The 19241-nt window shown below is 55.9% G+C and carries 17 protein-coding genes; 6 read left to right on the top strand and 11 right to left on the bottom strand.

The genetic code is table 11. The features are described from left to right. Window positions 1-33 precede the first annotated feature (33 nt). From HUO07_RS10300 to HUO07_RS10290, 3 genes are all read left to right on the top strand, one after another. Window positions 34-2388, top strand: a complete 2355-nt coding sequence (locus tag HUO07_RS10300; RefSeq protein ID WP_176303489.1) for a putative bifunctional diguanylate cyclase/phosphodiesterase — start codon at window positions 34-36, stop codon at window positions 2386-2388. 12 nt (window positions 2389-2400) lie between these two features. Continuing rightward, on the top strand, window positions 2401-3300 hold the full coding sequence (locus tag HUO07_RS10295) for a DUF3034 family protein (protein WP_232774542.1): 900 nt from the start codon (window positions 2401-2403) through the stop codon (window positions 3298-3300). Between the two features lie 63 nt (window positions 3301-3363). Next, entirely contained in the window at window positions 3364-3798 is a 435-nt protein-coding gene (locus HUO07_RS10290) for a group I truncated hemoglobin (RefSeq protein WP_176303488.1), read from the top strand. Here HUO07_RS10290 and HUO07_RS10285 read toward each other — a convergent pair. The 4 genes from HUO07_RS10285 to HUO07_RS10270 form a co-directional block, all read right to left on the bottom strand. Continuing rightward, the gene (locus tag HUO07_RS10285) at window positions 3782-4930 is read right to left on the bottom strand and encodes a GGDEF domain-containing protein (RefSeq protein ID WP_101145374.1); all 1149 of its coding nucleotides are present in this window, start codon (window positions 4928-4930) and stop codon (window positions 3782-3784) included. The two genes, HUO07_RS10290 and HUO07_RS10285, sit on opposite strands and share 17 nt — an antisense overlap. Next, window positions 4927-5343, bottom strand: coding sequence for a hypothetical protein (locus HUO07_RS10280; RefSeq protein WP_246286615.1), 417 nt, complete (start codon window positions 5341-5343; stop codon window positions 4927-4929). Before HUO07_RS10280 ends, HUO07_RS10285 begins: the two co-directional genes overlap by 4 nt. 286 nt (window positions 5344-5629) lie before the next feature. Then, window positions 5630-5785 carry a cytochrome c oxidase subunit CcoM gene (gene ccoM / locus HUO07_RS10275; RefSeq protein WP_157826455.1) on the bottom strand — a complete coding sequence of 52 codons (156 nt, stop codon included), beginning with the start codon at window positions 5783-5785 and terminating at the stop codon, window positions 5630-5632. A gap of 120 nt (window positions 5786-5905) precedes the next feature. After that, complete coding sequence (locus HUO07_RS10270) at window positions 5906-6424, bottom strand: FKBP-type peptidyl-prolyl cis-trans isomerase (RefSeq protein WP_176303486.1); 519 nt, start codon at window positions 6422-6424, stop codon at window positions 5906-5908. 97 nt (window positions 6425-6521) lie between these two features. Here HUO07_RS10270 and HUO07_RS10265 point away from each other — a divergent pair, with 97 nt between their 5' ends. Further along, window positions 6522-7883 carry an AmpG family muropeptide MFS transporter gene (locus tag HUO07_RS10265; RefSeq protein WP_176303485.1) on the top strand — a complete coding sequence of 454 codons (1362 nt, stop codon included), beginning with the start codon at window positions 6522-6524 and terminating at the stop codon, window positions 7881-7883. A 35-nt stretch (window positions 7884-7918) separates the two neighbouring features. On the opposite strand, the gene HUO07_RS10260 is transcribed toward HUO07_RS10265, so the two are convergent. Continuing rightward, the gene (locus tag HUO07_RS10260; RefSeq protein WP_176303484.1) at window positions 7919-9736 is read right to left on the bottom strand and encodes an SEC-C domain-containing protein; all 1818 of its coding nucleotides are present in this window, start codon (window positions 9734-9736) and stop codon (window positions 7919-7921) included. A 77-nt stretch (window positions 9737-9813) separates the two neighbouring features. Then, window positions 9814-11055, bottom strand: coding sequence for an ABC1 kinase family protein (locus tag HUO07_RS10255; protein ID WP_176303483.1), 1242 nt, complete (start codon window positions 11053-11055; stop codon window positions 9814-9816). Window positions 11056-11264: 209 nt separating this feature from the next. On the opposite strand from HUO07_RS10255, the gene HUO07_RS10250 reads away from it, so the two are divergent. Beyond that, window positions 11265-13181 carry a DNA topoisomerase III gene (locus HUO07_RS10250; protein ID WP_176303482.1) on the top strand — a complete coding sequence of 639 codons (1917 nt, stop codon included), beginning with the start codon at window positions 11265-11267 and terminating at the stop codon, window positions 13179-13181. Window positions 13182-13294: 113 nt separating this feature from the next. Here HUO07_RS10250 and HUO07_RS10245 read toward each other — a convergent pair whose 3' ends face one another. Then, window positions 13295-14200: a LysR substrate-binding domain-containing protein gene (locus HUO07_RS10245; RefSeq protein ID WP_176303481.1), complete on the bottom strand. Its 906-nt coding sequence runs from the start codon at window positions 14198-14200 to the stop codon at window positions 13295-13297. Between the two features lie 119 nt (window positions 14201-14319). Between HUO07_RS10245 and HUO07_RS10240 the strand changes: the two genes are divergently transcribed. Further along, window positions 14320-15021, top strand: a complete 702-nt coding sequence (locus HUO07_RS10240) for an FMN-dependent NADH-azoreductase (RefSeq protein WP_176303480.1) — start codon at window positions 14320-14322, stop codon at window positions 15019-15021. 289 nt (window positions 15022-15310) lie between these two features. Here HUO07_RS10240 and HUO07_RS10235 read toward each other — a convergent pair whose 3' ends face one another. From HUO07_RS10235 to HUO07_RS10220, 4 genes are all read right to left on the bottom strand, one after another. Then, window positions 15311-15796: a VOC family protein gene (locus HUO07_RS10235; protein ID WP_176303479.1), complete on the bottom strand. Its 486-nt coding sequence runs from the start codon at window positions 15794-15796 to the stop codon at window positions 15311-15313. A 56-nt stretch (window positions 15797-15852) separates the two neighbouring features. Next, a complete protein-coding gene (locus HUO07_RS10230) occupies window positions 15853-16092 on the bottom strand; it encodes a hypothetical protein (protein ID WP_176303478.1) in 240 nt (79 codons plus the stop codon). A gap of 68 nt (window positions 16093-16160) precedes the next feature. Continuing rightward, window positions 16161-17525, bottom strand: a complete 1365-nt coding sequence (locus HUO07_RS10225; protein ID WP_176303477.1) for a S8 family serine peptidase — start codon at window positions 17523-17525, stop codon at window positions 16161-16163. A 189-nt stretch (window positions 17526-17714) separates the two neighbouring features. Continuing rightward, entirely contained in the window at window positions 17715-19085 is a 1371-nt protein-coding gene (locus HUO07_RS10220; protein ID WP_176303476.1) for a CHAD domain-containing protein, read from the bottom strand. Between the last annotated feature and the right edge of the window lie 156 nt (window positions 19086-19241).

Here is a 19241-nt window from a genome sequence, read left to right as displayed (position 1 = left end):
GAATACGTTGATCCGCCATTTTTCGAGGTTGCTATGCGCTTTCGAACACGCCTGATGCTAGTACTGCTAACGGTGGTGATTGTTTCGCAGCTTGCCACCGGCGTGGCGTTTCTGCGCGCTACGCAAGATGACATCCTCGCCAAAGGGGCTCAGCGTTTAGAGGTTGGCGCCAACGTATTGCAGCAACTGCTGGGCTCACGCGGTGAACAGTTAAGAGATAACGTCGCTATACTGGCCGATGATTTCGGCTTCAAGAGCGCCGTTTCCACCCAGGATACCGAGACGCTCTACTCTGTGCTGGCCAATCACGGTGATCGTGCCAAGGCCGACATGGTGCTTTTAAGTAGCCTTGATGGCCATGTTTTGGCAAGCAGCCATCATGCACAAAATAGCCCGATGCCTTTCCCGCAGCTCTTGGCGCGCGCTCGCCAAGAGGGCACCGCGGTTAGCGTCGTGATTGCCGAGGGGCAGCCGTATGAGTTCGCGCTGCTGCCAGTGCGTGCGCCTAATCTGATTGGTTGGGTGGGGATGGGCTTTTTAATCAATGAAGCAGTGACTGAGGAGATTAATGCGCTAACCGGGCTAGAAATAAGCGTGGTTAACTACCGTGATAACGGCGAGATAAGCTACCTCGCAAGCTCCCACCAAGAGCAATTAGCACGGCAGTTAATGAGCGGCAGTGGTGAAGAACTCATGAAAGGAGAGTATTCATCCACTAGCCAAATGACGCCCGATGCTGAGTATTTGTCCTATGCCAGCCCGTTATATGCCGATGACACAAATCAAACCTATGCATTACTGCAACTTTCGCGCAACGAGCTGCTGGGGGCTTACCGCTCACTGCAGTGGCAGCTACTCGGTATTGTCGCGTTAATCCTACTGTTTACCCTATTGGTGGCCATGTGGAGCGCGCGAAGCATGAGCAAACCGCTCATAGAGCTGGCCAATGCGGCGCGGCGTATCGGCCAGGGTCAGCATATTACCCGCTTATCAATTGGCCAAGAGCGCAGTGAAACGGGCTTATTGGCATCAACACTGCTCTCTATGCAGGAAGATATTATTCAGCGGGAGGCCGTACTTCATCACCAATCCCGCCACGACTTACTCACCGATTTACCCAATCGGATCAGCGCCCAGGAGGATATTAGCCTCTCAATCCAACGGGGCGAGCCCTTCACGTTACTGCGACTAGCGATCAATAATTTTCGCGATATTAATGACACCTTTGGCTACGCGCTTGGAGATCATCTATTGGCCACTCTGGCCAATCGTTTACAGCATTTACCGGCGCCAGAGAACAAAGCGTATCGGCTGGATGGCGATGAGCTGCTACTGCTCGTCAAACAATCCAGTAGCAGCGTTGCGTGGCGGACACAACTGTTTGGCATCCTAAACCAACCCATTGACCTGGATAAATCACCCATCACCCCCTCGCTTTCAGCGGGTGAAACGAACTACCCCGAGCATGGCGACAGCCCTCAGCTATTATTGCGCCGTGCTGATATAGCGTTAGACATGGCACGCCGCCATCGGCATGCGCATCAACACTACCTGGAGGGGCAAGATGAACATCATTTGCGCCAGCTCACGCTCATTCGTGATCTGCAGGAAGCAGTGGGTAATGGGGAACTGTGGATGGCGTATCAACCCAAGGTGGATATTCATACGGGGTTAGTCCATCAATGTGAGGCGCTGATGCGCTGGCGTCATCCCTCACTGGGCTTTGTGCCGCCCGATGAATTTATTGGGCTGGCCGAACGCTCGGGCAATATCCGCATGCTTAGTCAATGGATGCTAACCCACGTTTGTGCGCAGATCCAAGCTTGGCAGCAGCGAGGCTATCACTTGTCAGTAGCCGTTAATCTCTCCGCCAGCGATGTTATGGATCCGCAGTTAGCGACACACCTAGCGGATCTCCTCAAGCGTTATCAGCTCACCCCCGACCAGTTGAGTTTAGAAGTAACCGAAAGTGCGGTAATGCAGGATGTGGATGCGGCCATGACCACCCTGCTAGAACTCACCCAACTAGGGTTGCGTATCGCCATTGATGATTACGGCACCGGTTACTCCTCACTGGCACAAATTAAGCGCCTGCCCGTGGATGAGCTGAAAATCGACAAATCGTTTGTGCTGGCACTCGACACCCAGCAGGACGACTTCACCATTGTTCGCTCGACTATCGAGATGGGCCACAGTTTAGGCCTGCGTTTGGTTGCAGAAGGGGTTGAGAATCGAGCCAGTGCTGAACTACTTAGCACGCTCGGCTGTGACTATCTCCAAGGCTATTGGATTGCCAAGTCGATGCCCGCTGAAGAGCTCACCGGCTGGTTGGATAATTTCGCCCCGCTGGTGCTTCCCCTCCCTGCCCTATCGCCCATGAGAATCTAAATAGAGAACCCCATGACGTTACGCTACACCGTGCCAATGCATTTAGCTTCGCTCAGCACCTTATCGAAGGCCTTACTTTGTCGTTTCTTTGTTGCCTGCTTCATCTTTAGTCTGGCGATAGCCGTCATGCCTAGCCATGCTGGCAGCCGTATTTTAGGTACCGGCGGGGTGAGTGCCATTGAAGGCGCAGCGGGGGGAGGTTTATCCCCCTGGGCGGTGCTTGCTAGCACGGCAAGCGAGCACGAAGTAGGCGTTACCGCCGCCGCTACCCGCGCCTGGGTGGATGATTACCGGCTGACGGTAACCGGCGCCAGTCTGAATATTTACGATCGAGCTGAAGTCTCTGTCGCGCGTCAAACGCTTGATTTAGACACGCTGGGCGGCGAACTGGGCCAAGATATTTACGGCGCTAAAGTACGTTTACTGGGCGATGTGCTTTATCACCCCTGGGGTATTTGGAGCGTTGGGTTACAGCACAAACGGCTAGTCGACGGCACCACCCCCACCGCCCTGGGTGCCGACGAAACGCACGGTACCGATATTTATCTCAGCGCCAGCAAACTGCTGTTTAGTGCAGTTGCGGGCCGCAACGTGCTGCTCAACGCAACACTGCGCAATACCGATGCCAACCAGGGAGGCCTACTCGGTTTTGGTGGCAACCAAGATGGCCGCTCGTGGCTAGCCGAGGGTAGCGTGGGGCTGTTTGTCACTCCCCGCTGGATTATTGGCGCTGAGTATCGTCAGAAACCCGATAACCTAAGCGAGGCGAGAGAGGATGACTGGCAAAGTCTTTACAGTGCCTACTTCTTCAATAAGCATCTATCGCTCACAGGTGCTTGGCTGGATTTAGGCGACATTGCTGGCCTGCCTTCCCAGCGCGGCGGGTACCTTTCACTCCAGGCCGCTTTTTAAGTTCACTGCTTTAATTTTACTGCTTTAAGTTCACTGCGAGAGCTCATCCAAAAGGACATAACAATGCGCCGCTATTTAATGGCTTTGATGTTGACGACCATCACCCTCTCTCTGGCCAGCTGTGCACACAATCGCAACCAAGCGACGCTCTACGAGCGCCTGGGAGGGCAGCCTACGATCGACGCAGTGGTTGAAAACCTCTTATACCGGATTGCGGATGATGCCGAGGTGGTGGTGTTTTTTGCAAACACGAATATCGATTTATTTGCTGAATCGCTGGCTAGTCAGCTATGCGATATCAGCGACGGCCCCTGCCGCTACGAAGGCCCGCCGATGGATCGTGCCCACCAGCATATGGGAGTGACGAACGTACATTTTAATCGTGTAGTGGAGCACCTCGACGCGGCGATGGAGGAGGAAGATGTTACTCTTGGCGCACGCAATGAACTGCTGGGGAGGCTCGCGCCCCTGTATGCAGAAATTATGCGTCTTCAGTAACCTGCCAACCATCACGTCCTGCTGCTTTCACCCGGTAGAGCGCTTTATCGGCGGCTTCGTAGGCGTAGGCAAACGTTGCTTCGTCGGCCATAAAACGGCTCCCACCGACACTGAAGGTAACGCCTTTTTTATCTGGATGGGCGGGGTGCGCAAAGTCAGCTGCGCGAATCCCTTCAATTAACTGACAGCAGTAGCTCTTTAGCGTTTCAGTATCGGGGCAGCGAAGGAGTGCCGCAAACTCATCGCCTCCCAAGCGGTAGAGCTGCGCTTCATCATTAAGCGTTTCACCAATCAAGGTGGCCAGCTGGCGCAGCAGGGTATCGCCTTGCGGGTGCCCGTAGGCATCGTTGTACTGTTTAAAAAAGTCGATATCGATCAGAATCAGCCCCAGCGACTGATGCTGCTTTGCCAACACATCTTGATGCAAAGCGCTGCGATTGCCGATTCCAGTAAGTGGGTCACGCATCGCGCGCTGCATCCACTCGAAAGTCTCTTGCGTTGCATGATCGGTGCGCCGTAACTGGCGCTCATGAAGCCACCAAAACACCAGCCCCATCACGAAGATCAATAGGCTGGAATACGTCAGTACTTGGTTATGTTGGCGAGTGCTTACGGAGAAATCATTGATCGCCGCACCACGCTGGTCTAACTGATCCATCTCAATGTGGGTAAGGCACTGTATTGGCCCAAACAACTCGCCTACCGCGCCGACTCGATCAATTTCGGCCACCTCTAACCGTGCTAATACACGGTTTAAAATTCTCAGGCTTGGCTCCGTGCACTCATACTGATGCCGATAAACATGCATATCGGATAAGCCGTAAGAGAGCTCAATGTCGGTGATAGCCGCAGCGAAAGCTTCCTGCTCAGGCTGGTCGGCTAGCAGCTCGGATTGGGCATTTTGTAAGTAAACCCGCGAACGGGTGGCCAGTTGCTGACCGGTCAAATTGCCCGTCTGGCTAAAATAGGCCTGTATTTCTGGGTAAACCCAGCGCGACTCATAAACAATCAGCACCATCAGCGCCAAAAAGCTCATCACGCTCAGCGACAGCCATGTGACATAGCGAGGCTGGCGAGCTAAAGGGCGTGGTTGAATGGATGGCGCCACCGCAGGCTTGGCTTTGGATATCACCACTTCGCCTCTATGCTACGAATCATCCAGATCCAGTCATTGAAATCCCGCAGGTTCGCGACATCGCGGCCACTATAGTCTCGCTCTACCAGCCGCACGGGACCTCGTGTACGAATGGTTAACGGGGCACCATCTTCTGAGGTAATTAAATACCAGGTGGGGTCGTCCCACCCTTCAAGGGTCACTTCGTAGTCATCCCAGGCGGTGAAGTGCAGCGCTGGCGGTACTTCACCAAACTGATCAATCAAAAAATCTTGAAACGCTACGCCCTGCATTTCTACATCGCGCCCCTGGTAAGGGTCGTAAAGTGTAAAAGTGGTATCGGAGTTAGCGCGTAAATCACTTATGGCGATCTTCTGAGTGACATCGCCATTGATAACATCCAATGCTTGCGCAAAAACAGCTGTAGGCAATAAGACGCTAGTGCTAATTAACACGCACGCTAATAGACCACGTGCACGAACCCATGGACTGCATTGTAAGGCAACTGCGTTCATGGCATAGCTTCCTGATGTATTAATCCTTTCAACGAACTTTACCAGAGCCCGCCTAGCTTTGCTTTTCAACGCAGACTATATAATTTCAACTCACGATGAATATGGAACGTAAAAAAAAGCCAGCCCACTGTGGGCTGGCAACAAGAGGCTCACTAAGCTAGTAAACCCCCTCCCCTGACAACGTTGACGCAAGGCAGGTCGGCTATTTTTTGCGTTCATCCTTACGCAGATGATCGCGAATCACGAAGCCGACCCAACCCACCATAAAAGCGATAACCAAAGCGACGGTGACCAATCCGAAAACAACTGTGTCATCCCAATACATGGTGAATCCTCCCGCCGTGATGTATGCGTTCATACTAGTCACTCATCGGTGGGAGAATGCTGACCTAGGTCAAGTTGCGAGTGGCGGGAGTACGCGGTTGAATATGAAATTGATACTAGTCAATTTTTGGGCGTTCATAGCAGCGCAACCACGCTATAAAACTTTACGGTCTTCAACCTTGCTGTGCTCAGTGCCCGGCGGTAACGGGTGGCCTTTGGCAAGCTCTGCACGGGTGGCGTCGCGTACGTCCAGAATCGTTACCTGATAGTTAAGCGTGCGCCCGGCAAGCGGATGGTTGGTATCCACAGTGACACGGTCGCCCTCCACTTCCAGCACGGTGACAATTTGCGGACCGGCTTCGCCTTCGGTTTGAAAACGGCTGCCAGGGGTCAATTCCGCATTGCCAAAGGAGCCACGGCTGACCTCCTGGATCAACGCCTCGTTGCGTAAACCATAGGCATCGGCAGGCATCAGTTGAACGCTTAGCTCGGCGCCAACCGCTTGGCCCGCTAGGGCATTTTCCAGCCCCGGCACAATATTGTCGTGGCCGTGAAGATACTCCAGCGGCTTATTGCGCGCCTGGGAGTCATCCAATACCTGCTTGCTGCTATCGTTGAGCACGTCGCTAAGAACATAGTGCAAGGTAACTACCTGATGCGCCGTAATCGACATGGAAAACTCCTCTCCGGTAAGCTGTCGGCTTTGTAATCGAACACTGCCTCAGTTTATCACTTGGCCATTGCTAACGTCTTTCCAGGAGTAGCGCTTAATGTTAAGCCCCCCCCCCCAGCGCAGTTGGCTTGCTGCGCTGGCGATTTATTGTCGTGCGCCCGTTATCACCATGCTGTTTCTGGGGTTTTCTGCAGGGCTGCCTTTTCTGTTGGTGTTTTCGACGCTCTCCGCCTGGCTACGCAGCGATGGCGTGGAAGTTGCGGCGATCGGCTTTTTTGCCTGGATCGGCATGCTCTACTCGATCAAGTTTTTCTGGGCCCCGGTCGTTGACCGGTTAGCGCTACCGTTGATGACCCGCGTTTTTGGCCAGCGCCGCGGTTGGATGCTATTAGCGCAAGGGATGATTGCCGCCGGGCTGGTGGGGCTCGCCGGTGTAAGCCCGGTCGGCAATCTCGGTTGGGTGGCCCTCTTTGCACTGCTGGTTGCCTTTGGCTCAGCGACGCAAGATATTGCCATCGACGCCTATCGGATCGAATCCGCGGATGATAACGTCCAGGCAGCAATGGCCTCGACCTATATTATTGGCTACCGCGGAGGCCTGCTTGCCGCTGGCGCAGGGGCGCTTTATATCGCGGCATCCGCCTCTTGGGATGTTGCGTATCTCAGCATGGCAGCACTGATGAGCATTGGCGTGCTGACCGTACTGCTGCGCCCGGAACCCAAACGGGCTTCGCTCTCTATTCAGCTTATTCACGAACCCAAGGTACGTGCATTCATTCGCGCCAGCCGCGGTAAGCCCAAATTTTTACGCCGTATGGGCGCCTGGAGCATTGGCGCGTTAGTCTGCCCCTTTACCGACTTTTTTAGCCGCTATGGGGTAAAAGCGCTATGGATTTTGGTGTTTATTGCAGTGTTTAGAATCAGCGATTTGGCCATGGCCTCTATGGCCAATCCGCTCTATATCGATTTGGGCTTTTCGCTGGCGGAAATTGCTAACGTAACCAATATCTTTGGTATCGCGATGAGTATTACTGGCGGGATTCTAGGCGGGCTGCTGGTGGTGCGTTACGGCATCGGCCCGCTGCTAATCTTCGGGGCGGGGTTGGTCATGGTGACCAACCTGCTGTTTGCGGCGCTTGCGGTGGTGGGTAATCAACTACCTATGTTGGTCGTCACGATTATCGGCGACAACCTCGCCAACGGGTTGGCCAGTGCGGTGTTTATCGCCTTTCTTTCCAGCCTCACTTCACGCGCTTATACCGCGACGCAGTATGCGCTTTTCTCATCGCTGATGACGCTACCGGGGAAATTCTTGAGCGGTTTTGGCGGGCTCGTGGTTACTGCCGAGGGCTACCCGAGCTTCTTTGTCATCGCCACTCTACTCGGCGTGCCCGCCATTGTGCTTGCCATCTGGATCAACCGCGACAAGCAGTTAGTGCCTACCCCCAAGCCTGCTTAAACAGGCTTGAAGACTTAGACGAGTGAATATTTGGGCTAGCGGTGTGATTCAAGCCAATCCAGGGCGCCCGGCGTCGTGCGCCACTGGTCGCGCATCAGCGTGCGGTACTGCCATGCTTCAGCCCGGGAGCCGGGGTCAACCTGGCCATCTGGGTGGGGCATGGAAGGCCGCGGGTTTTCGGCGCAGATCAGCTCTAGCGCGTAGCGGTTATGACCAAGCACATCACTAAGCGCCGTTTCAGCGGCTTCGCGCTGCTCTAACCGATAGAGCGCCAAGGTCTTGCCCATCAGCAACCCCAGCACCAGCGAGCCGTCGTCGTCATTATCTTCGGCCAGCGCCAGCGCTTCTTCGTTACGGTCGTCGCGCAGCAGTTGATCTAACACCAACTCACGCAGCCCCAAGCTATCTTCCTGGTCGATCAGCAATAGCTCTTCGGCCAGCTCGCGAGAGTGCTGGCGCGCGCCACGCTCCATACCGACCACCAGCGCCAGGCCGGTGCGCAGTAGCATGGCATTGTCAGCATCGTCCCAACACAGGTTGCCGTCACCCTCGGCGCGGGCCTGTTCCATCCAGCGTGAAAGACGCAGTGCCAACGGCTCCAGCAGGCTAGGTGCCATCCACGGCAGGCTGCCAAAACGGCTGGTGAGTGCCAACGTTAAATCTTGCACCACCTGCGGGGCATCCAGCCATTCTGGATGTGCGCACAGCGCCGACATCCATTCAACCGCATTGCCCCAGGGGTCATCGCGGAAACCCAGCGCCACGTCTTCATCCACCAGCACCTGAAACTGCTCATGCCAAGCGGCAAACAACGTCGCTTCGCGGGCGCTGGTGTTATACAGCAACCGACCACTTTCAGGGTCAGCCTGAATATCGATTTTCGGCGCGGTAGGCAACGCTGCCAGCAACGCCTGAAGCGACACCAGCGGTGTGGCCAAGTCTTCTTCTGCACTGAGCAGTTGGTCGGCAAGCGTTGCCCCGGGGTTTTCCGCCAGAGCAGCCAGGAAATCCAGCTGGTCTTCGTCCAGTTCGCCCTGGCGAACCAGGCGGCGATACCAGAAGTTGGCGCGCTCCTTGGCTTCCTGCTCGTGGCCTTCATGTAGCAGCAGCATGGCTTCGATGTAAGCCAACGTCGGCGAATCGGGCAGCGCCTGTTGGGCTTTTACAAAGGCACCCCGGGCGCTGTCTAAATCATCATTATCCAGGTGCATCAGGCACAGGCGTTCGAGAGCGACGCCGCGCAGGAACAGCGGGCCGCGCTCCATGACATCGTCGAGCAGATCGGCACGCTTGCGGGTAAAACCGCGCTCTTGATAAATATCCAGCAGGATTTCAAACGCGGGGTCAGCCTGTTCGGGCAGCCGTGACCAGTCGCTGCCATCAAACAGTGACTCTAGAATCTGCATGGCGCGACCGGTCTGGCCGCTTTCAGCCGCAATAAGGCCCGCTTCTAGCAGCGCTTGCGCCGGTGCCTGCTGGCTATCCAGCGCCGCTTTCAGGGTAGCGCCCTTCCACTCACGCAGCGAGAGCATCCACATCATCTGATCGGGGATGTCGGTGGGAAACTCGACTTTGTAGCAGCACTGCTTAAATTTGCGTCCTGAGTCGCACCAGCACGGCTCGTTGCGCCCCGGCGTGGCAAGTGGCTCGCAGGCAAAGCTAAGCCGCTCCAGCGGGGTTTGTGACCACAACACCGGCGCCAGCGCCTGTGCCATGGCCACATCGCCTTCAAAGGCGTCCGCGCCCTTGGCGCGCACCCAGGTCATGAAATCGGGATAATGCTCTTGCTGCCTGATTGCCGAGAGTGCCCCAGAGGCAAACCCCAGCAGCTGATCGACCCATACCGCCAGCATTGCCATCTCCACTGTGTTTAAAGGCGACATAGTTTATCACGAAGGCTGACACCATCGCAGCGGCAATCGGTTTATCGTTAATGCGCCCACTCAAGCAGTGGACGTGTGCGCTCATGCATATCCAGCCGCGCGCCTAAACGTACCAGATTCCAGTAGTGACCATTGAGCGCACGCGACAGCAACAACGTATCCGCAGGCGGCTGCAGACGGTCCATCGCCGCCCACACTTTCGGCGTGAGCTCGCGTAAACGGCGGTGAACACGCACATCGCTGAAATCCTGCTCACCCGGTGCGAACAGCGGCGCGATACACTCCGCCGATTCACGATACAGCGCCAGCGGCGCGCCCTGCCCCTGACGTCCACCCATTTGCATCAGCGCCTCATCCATGCCCATGGGGTCGTACTTCAAGGTGGCATCAAGCAGTTGCATCATTGCTTTGATGCGCGTCTCCGGCACGGCGATGACGGCACCTAAATCATAAATAACCAGTCGCCCTTGGGCGTCTGCAGCGAAGTTACCGGCGTGCGGGTCGGCGTGAAGTTCGCCGTAGGTAAACAGCTCCTGAGTAATCCAGTCTGCCAATGTCTGGGCAATGCCCTGGCGGGTGGCATCATCGGCGTCTGCCAGTTCTCGCAGCGGCGTGCCTTGGACATAGCGCATTGCCAACACATGTTGGCCGGAAAACGCTGGTAGCGGCTCGGGGATCACCAGCCGGGGATCATCCTGATAGCGTTCACGGTAGCGGGCCAACGCGGCGGCTTCGACGTAATAATCCAACTCCCCACGCAGGCTTTCAGCGAGCTCATCAAACAGCGCATCCAGCCGCGCCTGGGGCACTTTAAACCAGCGGCCTAAACGCATAATGCGCCGCACCTGAATCAAATCGCTCTCCAGTACTTCGGCAAGGCCGGGGTACTGCACTTTGAGCACAATCGTTTCGCCTTCGTGGGTAATTGCCCGGTGCACCTGCCCCATGGAAGCGCTGGCAAAGGGGCGCTCCTCAATCTCACTGAAATAGTGGTCGATGTCACCGTACTGAAGTACCAACGCTTCACGGATACGCGGCCACGGCATAGGGTCGGCCTGGCGCTGAAGGCGAGCTAGCTCCTCCGCAAGATCAGGCGGCAGCAGGTCATCCCATTGAGACATGATTTGCGCAAGCTTCATGGCCGGGCCTTTCAGTTCGGAAAGCCCTTCAAACAACGCTTCCCCCAGGGCGCGCCAATCCGCCTGGCCACCTAAGCGGGTTTTCAGCAACGCCCCACCAGTTCGTGCGCCCAAGCCCATCAAGCGCCGTGTTCTGCCTTGTTCGCGCATGCTTATACCCCTTAAAAACCCATCACGATGACCCAACTCAATCCAACTACAAGCAATTATTTATACACACTTTGTACAAACTAACAGCATTGAAAACTTATCGCATCACTCTACTGCCTTGCTGCCCCATCCACCAATGCCAGTCACTTACCGTGAAAGCGTCTGCTACCATAGGCACCATCAAAAGATACGATGAAGGCTTCGCTGCTATGCGCCTGATAATTGCCGAAAAACCCAGCCTCGCCCAAGCCATTGTCGAGGCGTTACCAGGCACTAGCCGACGCCAGGATGGTGCTGTGGTATGTGGTGACACCACGGTCACTTGGTGCCTGGGACATTTATTAGAGCAAGCGCCGCCGGAGGCCTACGATCCCGCCGATAAACAGTGGCGTTTAGATCGCCTCCCGATTGTGCCGCAGCAGTGGAAATTGATGCCTCGCTCTAAAGCACGCGGCCAACTAGCGGTGATTCGTAAGCTGATCAAACAGGCCACCGATGTCGTGCACGCTGGCGACCCGGATCGAGAGGGTCAGCTGTTGGTGCAGGAAGTCATCGAGTACATGAAGTATCGCGGCCCGGTGCAGCGGCTGCTGATTAGCGACCTGAACAAGCCCGCCGTCAGCCGGGCACTTGCCAAGCTGCGCTCAAACGTTGAGTACCAGCCGCTCTTTCTAGCAGCCCAGGCGCGTTCCCGTGCCGACTGGCTGTATGGCATCAATCTAACCCGTGCGTGGACACTCACTGGCCGCCAAGCGGGTCACGACGGCGTGCTTTCCGTAGGCCGTGTGCAAACACCGGTGCTGGGCCTGATCGTGCGCCGCGACAACGCCATCCGTGACTTTGTACCCCACCCGTTCTATCCACTATGGGTGGATCTCAAAGTCGCCCAGGGCCAACTACGCGCCTGGTGGGCCCCCAAAGAGCATGAACCTCTCGATGATCAAGGGCGCTTGATTGATCGCGCGCCCGCGGATGCCCTAGCAGCACAGTTACCCGGCGCATCAGGGCAACTGACCAAGCTCGACCAGCAGGAGAAACGACAGGCACCGCCGCTGCCCTACTCACTCTCCGCGCTGCAGGTAGATGCCGCCCGCCGCCATGGACTTTCCGCGCAGATGGTGTTGGATATTTGCCAGCGGCTCTATGAGCGCCACAAGCTGATTACCTACCCCCGCTCCGATTGCCGCTACCTGCCCGAGGAGCATCTTCAGCTAGCCCAGCGCAGCCTGACCAGCGCCTGCCAAAACGATCAGGAACTTCAGCAGTGGCTGAAGGGCGCAGACTTCACTTTGCGCTCCAAGGCGTGGAACGATAAGCAGGTGGGCGCGCACCATGCGATCGCACCCACCGGAAAACCGGCAGATTTCAGTCAGCTTTCCGACACCGAAGGCCATGTGTTCCGCTTAATCGTGCGCAACGTGATGGCGCAGTTCTACCGCCCGCTGCGCACTTTCGAGGTCAAAGCGGAGTTTACGCTACTGAATGAAGCCTTCCGCGCCCGCGGGCAAAGCATTCTCGACCCCGGCTGGAAGCCGCTCTTCACGACCCGCGATGAAACCCCACCGCTGCCACCGCTCACCCAAAGGGAGCCATGCCAAGCGTTAGGCGCAGGGGTTGAAGAGAAGGAAACCCGCCCGCCGGAACCGTTCACCGATGCCAGCCTGATCAAGGCCATGATGAACATTGGCCGCTACGTGGATGATCCTGACGTACGCCGCACCCTACGCGACACCGACGGCCTGGGCACCGAAGCCACCCGCGCGGGCATTATCGAAACCCTAGTACAGCGCGGCTACTTAGTTCGCCAGCAAAAAGCCCTGCGCGCCACTAAGCTTGGCACTGCCTTGATCACCGCCCTACCCAGCGCCGTCAGCACCCCCGAACGAACCGCCCTTTGGGAGCAGCGCCTACGCGCGATTTCCGAACAACAGGACGACCCCGGCGCCTTTCAGCAGGCGTTGCTGGATGATTTACGCGGCCTGCTCACTCACAGCGACGCGGCAAAGCTCAGGCAGAGTTTGCAGAGCGCACAGGGTGAGGCAGGTGGCGCAGCGAAGCGTCCGGGTAAGACAAGAAAGAGTTATTCGAAAAGGAAAAGTACCGGGGGCAGGAAGAAGACGAACTGAAGAAAATCCAATGGATGCCCCCTGCTAATCTGGGCTGAGCAGCTAGCAACCATACTCGCCCTACGCTTTGTGGAGAACTTGTAAGATAACGGTATAAAACAATCTCGCCTTCTTTAGCGCGTTAATGTACACAGCCCACCCGGAACCGCTAACACCCAATCACGGATCGCTTGAATGGCCGGATCATGCCGTCGGCTTTCTGGGTAGACCAGAAAGAACGGTTTGCCTTCGAATTCCGGGCCAAAGGGCTGTACCAAGCGCCCCTCTTCCAACTCATCCTGAATCAACTGGCGGCTCATCAGCGCTACACCCTGCTCCCCAACGGCAGCCGAGATAGCGTGGGTCTCATCAGAAAATACCAGCCCGGCATTCACGTCCAGCCTAGGCACCTTTGCCTCTTTCTGCCACGTCGCCCAATCCAGAGGTGATGATATGGCCCCCTGACTACTGAAGTGGATCAATGGGTGCAACGGTAGCTGTGTTACCTCGTGTAGACCAAGGCGTGGGCTACAAGTCGGGATAAAGGTGTTATCAAACAGCTTTTCCGCTACCAACCCTGGCCAACGGCCATCGCCATAGCGAATGGCAATGTCTGCCGTTACCCCATCCAGCGGAACCGGCTCATGCGAAGCATGAATACGCAGATCAATATCTGGATGGGAGTCGCGCAGCAGGCATACCCAAGGGAGCAACCAGCGCACCGCAACAGCAGGCGTTGTAGAGAGCGTAATGGTTTGGCGAACAGGCGCAGCGCTGAGCCGCTCGACGACACTGCTGATGCTATCAAAAGCTGCTTCCAGCACCTGCTGCAGTTCGCGGCCCTGAGGTGTCAGCTTCAATTGACGGGGTTTACGCAAAAACAGCGAAACACCCAGCGCCTCTTCGAGTCCTCGGACTTGGTGGCTAATAGCAGTGGCAGTCACCGACAGCTCTTGTGCGGCCTGTTTCGCGCTTTCATGACGGGCAGCCGCTTCAAAAGCGCGAAGTGACGATAGAGAGGGTAATCGACGATGGTTCATGAATGAGTTTTACTCATCTATAACTGCAAGAAAAGATCGTTTGTTTGGGCCACTAATCAGAACCTACCCTAAGCCTGCTGTTAATCATAGATGAGCTCAACTCAGATTAGGAGGTTACCATGACACATATCCTGCACATAAACGCTAGCGCCCGACCCGGTATTGCGGGAACCGATAATCACGGCTCCCACAGCCGTCACCTGACTCAGCGATTCATAAACCAGTGGCAATCCAGTCGTCCGCAAGATACCGTCACCTACCGTAATATAGGTCAACATCCACCCTCTTTTATCAACCATGACTGGATTGCGTCTGCTTTTACGCCTGAAGAACGTCTCGAGCCTTGGATGAAAAAAGCGCTGGCAGAAAGTGATCAGTTGGTAGATGAACTGATTGCATCAGACATTCTTGTGATCGGTACGCCACTCTACAACTTCGGCATGCCTGCCGCCCTTAAAGCGTGGATCGACCAGATAATTCGCCTCGGAAGAACGGTGGGTATCGACGAGAGCCAAACGATTGACCCTTATGTCCCGAAGCTGGCTGATCGGCCAAGACAAGCGGTTATTCTTACCGCCCGAGGTGGCGTGAATATGGGACCCGGTGAAGAAATGGCCCATATGAACCATCTGGAAACACACCTGACCACCGCGCTGGCGTTTATCGGCATCACTCACGTTCATTACATCGCAATCGAAGGTCAGGAAGCGGGCGGGGAGGTGTTGGCTAAATCGGTTACTGAAGCTTTATGCAACGTTGAAGCTCTGGTTGCTGATTTACAGGAGGCGGTGGTAGCTAATGCAATAGCCGAATCGGCCTAGTAATAGAATTCAACAGCCTAGTTTAAACAGTCTCTTGTTTGGTGCGGAGATCGCTAGCCTAGGATATCCGCACCTTTATGGCCATCAGGAACGCCCTGAACTAACAGCACATCGCCCTCAGTATGCCGGATACGGAAGGAACGGATTGCTTTATAAGCAGCCGAGTCGTATCACCCTTGAGCTTGTTCCATTTGCGGCAGAGAAGTTAGGAAAAAATAGCACTTTGGGCTGCAGTATTAATGGTTCATCAACTAGGCGCCCCTTAAATCAGGCAATCAGGAGCCTGCCTTCAACCGCTTAGTGCCGCCTCAATTGCAGCAATGTCGATTTTTCTCATCTGCATCATCGCTCCAAAAGCGCGCTTGGCCGCGTCGGGATCAGGATTGGTAATCGCTTTTATCAGTGCGGCAGGTGTTATCTGCCAAGATACTCCCCACTTATCTTTACACCAGCCACAGGCGCTTTCCTGACCGCCATGGCCAACAATTGAATCCCAATAACGATCCGTTTCGGCTTGATTCTCGGTTGAAACCTGAAATGAAAACGCCTCATTATGCGCAAACATAGGCCCACCGTTGAGCCCGAGACACGGAATCCCCATCACTGTAAATTCGACGTTTAATACGTCCCCTTGCTTACCCGATGGAAAGTCTCCCGGGGCACGGTGAACGGCCGTGATGAATGAATCAGGAAAGGTATCAGTGTAAAAACGCGCTGCTTCTTCCGCGCTACCATCGTACCAAAGGCAAACGGTGTTCTTTGCCGGGGCTGTCATATCGTTTCTCCACTAAAACCATAACTCTCTTCATCCCAGTGAAATTTTTACCGAGCTTACCAAGTCTCATCCGTCCCCGGCGGCCCCACATCAATCTGCATATCGGGCGCAATATCCACCACGCCTTGTATATGCTTTAGCCGTTCCGCCGTGACATCGTCTGCCGAGCCGGTTATACAGCCGATTTCTTCAAGAATGTCCTTGATGGTCAGCCCTTCCTCGCTGAGGCGTGTGGCCACTTCATTTATCGGTTGATCGCTGGAAATAGTGATCACCCATAGCGCTACCGTCGGCATCTGACATATCTCCAAATTTAGTGCGCTGAGCGGCCTGAAAGAAGTGGCTGCACAGCGCGTCGCCCACGTTAGGGCGCTTGCACCAATCCTACTCCCACGCTGGATTCAGGCGATGGCAGCGCTTGCACCGAAGCCATCAGCTGCTGCCACAGCTTCCTTCCCCTCAATTCGTCATCAGACTGAGCCCAAAGGGCTGCGCAGCCTGCCACGTGTGGCGCCGCCATGCTTGTGCCACTGATCGCCTTATGACGAGTAGGCCGTGGCCATGAGGAGAAGATATCGCGCCCAGGCGCGGCAATCTCGATCTTGCCATGATTGGAAAAGCTGGAAGGCTTCAGGTTCTGGTCCAGGGACGCCACCGACATCACGGTAGGCGAGTTGGCGGGCGCGCCTGTATTGGTCGCAGAATTCCCCGCCGCGGCGATAATGAGGCATCCATTACGCAGCGCCGCTTCACCCGCATGGGTGTAGGCGGCCTGCACCGGGCTCTGACTGCCAAGCGACATCGAGATCACTTCACACCGGTTGGCGATGGCCCAGTTCAGGCCAGCCAGTACGCCCGCCCCGGTACTGCTGCCCGAGTTGGTCAACACCTTCCCGACGAAGACCTGCGCCTCATACGCGATCCCGTAACGTTGTGTGTTTTCACCGGGCGCCTGGGGGCCACAGGCTGTGCCGATACAGTGCGTACCGTGCCCGTTGATATCCTGCACCGGCTCCCCGACGAATGAGCGGGTAACGAACTCCCTACCCTCGAAATCCGGGTGGCCAAGATCCATCCCGGTATCCAGCACGGCCACTTTAATGCCTGCACCGCTCCAGCTGCTTTGTGGCACCCTGCAACGGGTAAGCCCCCATGTCGACTGCTGAGCATCAGACTCAGCCCCCTCATCGGAGTCCTCCTTATCAAGGTCGATACCCAAGTCGCGCGCGATGGTGCTCGCTGCCCGCAAGAAGCCGCGGAGGTATTCCGAGTTTTTAGAACCAGAGTTTTTATAATCAGAGCTTTTAAAACCAGAGCTCTCGGAAAACGCAAAGTACTCCGGCTCAATGATTTCGATAGGACTATCCGCTGACACCTTATCCAACACACTCATGCCATGTTGCTCCAAAGCATCACCACCCACCAGTGCCACGCCTAGCTCGGGAAACACCATTGCTTCGGCATCCCCTGCGTCTTCCAGACTGACGGCCTGATTGGTAAAGTCGCGGGCATCAGCCACCCGAAAGTTCTGGGCTTTTAACGACTTGATACCCTCTTCCATCCATCCGTCACGAAAGCTGATAAGAAAACGTCCTGTTTCCAGACAGCTGCCTCCCCGCTCCAGGGCCGCCAACAGCAGCTTTTCGGTGCTACACGATACGGTGGCAAGCGCCCTGCTTGCGCGTGTGGGTTTGCTGCCATTTCCACGGCCTGTCGGTTTTTTAGCCATCGCTGACCTCCATTTCGTCTGGCTTTCAAACGTTGCGGCTCAAGTGCTTACCTATAGAAAGCAAAGCTTCTCTATGCAGAAAGTCGTGCTTTCAGCTTAACGCACCTAATGATCTTCGCCAGATTGATTGCGTTCAGCGGGAATACGCTCGTCATCCTGAAGGGTGAGCACTTCAGGTACATCGTTACGTTAAGTTGCCACGTTGGAAAGAGGTTTCAACGCCACTACTTTCTTGCGCAGCGCCAGCTTCGGCTTCTCTAACGAAGCGCGCCACTGGGCACACTCCTGGGGTTGCTGCGGGTCGTTATCAGGGCTTGCGCTGAAGGCATCCAGCCAAGCTTGACGGGAACACAGGTCTTGATACTCCCCGAGTAGGCCCTGGCGATACTTCAATTCAGTCAGGAACGGCTCAGGAGTCTTTGGATTCAGATCAGCCAGGTAGCGAATCCGCTTCACGCCCTTGCGCAGCTCATGGAACTCGGCGTCTTGAGCGTCTAATGAGAGTGCCGCCAAATCCTCATCGTGGCGTGCGATGCGCGCATCCAGTACCGCCTTGATGCGTTTTGGCGTGAGTTTTGACAGCGCTTTCCCAACATCATCGGAAGTGATAAAACTTTGCCAGCCCTCAAGCTCTTCAGCGTACTCCGGTGTATTTAACTGCTGGCACAGCGTCTGATGCCGTTCCCGCTGGCTGGCCTGCAGCCACTGCGTTAACCCCTGGCGAGCTACCGAAGAGAGCGGCGGGGGCGTCTTGGCCATATCCTCCAGAAACACATCAATATCACGCAGGTCACTGGTAGCCTGGGCACGTTGCTTGAGCCGCTTAAGCATCTTTTTCAGGCCAGGCACTCGGGTAATGGCGTGCACGGATTCACCCACTGCCCGGCTACGGCGCAGATTAACCCGGTACTGGTGCAGAAACTCAGAGTCAACGCCTGCGATAACGCCAGCTTCCAAGGCACGGATCATCTGATACTGGTGCTCCAGCATGTCACGAACGCGGCTGGCGGTGTCGTTATTGTGTTTGCGTGGTTGTGGGGCAAGGCGCTGAAAAAGAGCATAGCTGGCCGTTTCCGGGATCAGGCACCCTGCCAGTTTGGCTCCGCCCCGCCTCACGCTTTTCCAGGAAGAGCCGGACAGGGTGAAATGCAGCACACTACCGGTGGGCAGCAAATGCGGCGCTGCCTTATCGAGCCAACGGGCCAGATCATGCAGCGCCGGGTTATGCCCAATCACCAGCACACTTTCGGCTCCATTCGGCAGCGCTTTGAGCCATGCCTGCAGCCCGCCGCCATCGAAAGTGTAAAGGTCTTCATCGAAGTGAACCTGATTGATCAGAGTATGCTCAGGCAGTTGCACCGCGATCTCGTCGAAGGTTTCCCGCGTGCGAGCTGCTGTACTGACGTAAACCTCCCCTTCCAACGCTTGCCAGCGCTGCAGCACAGGCGCCATTGCCGCTGCCTGACGCTTCCCACGCTTTCGCAACGGCCGTTCGTGGTCGGTCATATCGCCACTGGGCTGTTTGGCCTTGGCGTGCCGCATTAGGTATAAGTGCCGCATGGGTTCGCTCACAAGTAAGGGGTGTTGAACGAAGTTTAGGGCCTGTTGACGTTTTGAGGGATAGCATTGGCAGGATAGGGGCAAACTCACAGAATACAGGTTCCGACACCAACAAACTGCGAGCTTGCCATGCCCCGACTGATGCTCACAGATGAA

The sequence above is a fragment of the Vreelandella maris genome (assembly GCF_013371085.1).
Classification (GTDB): Bacteria; Pseudomonadota; Gammaproteobacteria; order Pseudomonadales; family Halomonadaceae; genus Vreelandella; species Vreelandella maris.
The sequence above is the reverse complement of the archived record's forward strand: the minus strand, read 5'-3'. Positions and strand labels throughout refer to the sequence as shown.

Excerpts from the sequence above, each read along its gene's own strand:
- HUO07_RS10300 (WP_176303489.1), top strand. The coding sequence starts at position 34 with ATGCGCTTTCGAACACGCCTGATGCTAGTACTGCTAACGGTGGTGATT.
- HUO07_RS10295 (WP_232774542.1), top strand. The coding sequence starts at position 2,401 with ATGACGTTACGCTACACCGTGCCAATGCATTTAGCTTCGCTCAGCACC.
- HUO07_RS10290 (WP_176303488.1), top strand. The coding sequence starts at position 3,364 with ATGCGCCGCTATTTAATGGCTTTGATGTTGACGACCATCACCCTCTCT.
- ccoM (WP_157826455.1), bottom strand. The coding sequence starts at position 5,785 with ATGAACGCATACATCACGGCGGGAGGATTCACCATGTATTGGGATGAC.
- HUO07_RS10270 (WP_176303486.1), bottom strand. The coding sequence starts at position 6,424 with ATGTCGATTACGGCGCATCAGGTAGTTACCTTGCACTATGTTCTTAGC.
- HUO07_RS10265 (WP_176303485.1), top strand. The coding sequence starts at position 6,522 with ATGTTAAGCCCCCCCCCCCAGCGCAGTTGGCTTGCTGCGCTGGCGATT.
- HUO07_RS10260 (WP_176303484.1), bottom strand. The coding sequence starts at position 9,736 with ATGCTGGCGGTATGGGTCGATCAGCTGCTGGGGTTTGCCTCTGGGGCA.
- HUO07_RS10255 (WP_176303483.1), bottom strand. The coding sequence starts at position 11,055 with ATGCGCGAACAAGGCAGAACACGGCGCTTGATGGGCTTGGGCGCACGA.
- HUO07_RS10250 (WP_176303482.1), top strand. The coding sequence starts at position 11,265 with ATGCGCCTGATAATTGCCGAAAAACCCAGCCTCGCCCAAGCCATTGTC.
- HUO07_RS10245 (WP_176303481.1), bottom strand. The coding sequence starts at position 14,200 with ATGAACCATCGTCGATTACCCTCTCTATCGTCACTTCGCGCTTTTGAA.
- HUO07_RS10240 (WP_176303480.1), top strand. The coding sequence starts at position 14,320 with ATGACACATATCCTGCACATAAACGCTAGCGCCCGACCCGGTATTGCG.
- HUO07_RS10235 (WP_176303479.1), bottom strand. The coding sequence starts at position 15,796 with ATGACAGCCCCGGCAAAGAACACCGTTTGCCTTTGGTACGATGGTAGC.
- HUO07_RS10230 (WP_176303478.1), bottom strand. The coding sequence starts at position 16,092 with ATGCCGACGGTAGCGCTATGGGTGATCACTATTTCCAGCGATCAACCG.
- HUO07_RS10225 (WP_176303477.1), bottom strand. The coding sequence starts at position 17,525 with ATGGCTAAAAAACCGACAGGCCGTGGAAATGGCAGCAAACCCACACGC.
- HUO07_RS10220 (WP_176303476.1), bottom strand. The coding sequence starts at position 19,085 with ATGCGGCACTTATACCTAATGCGGCACGCCAAGGCCAAACAGCCCAGT.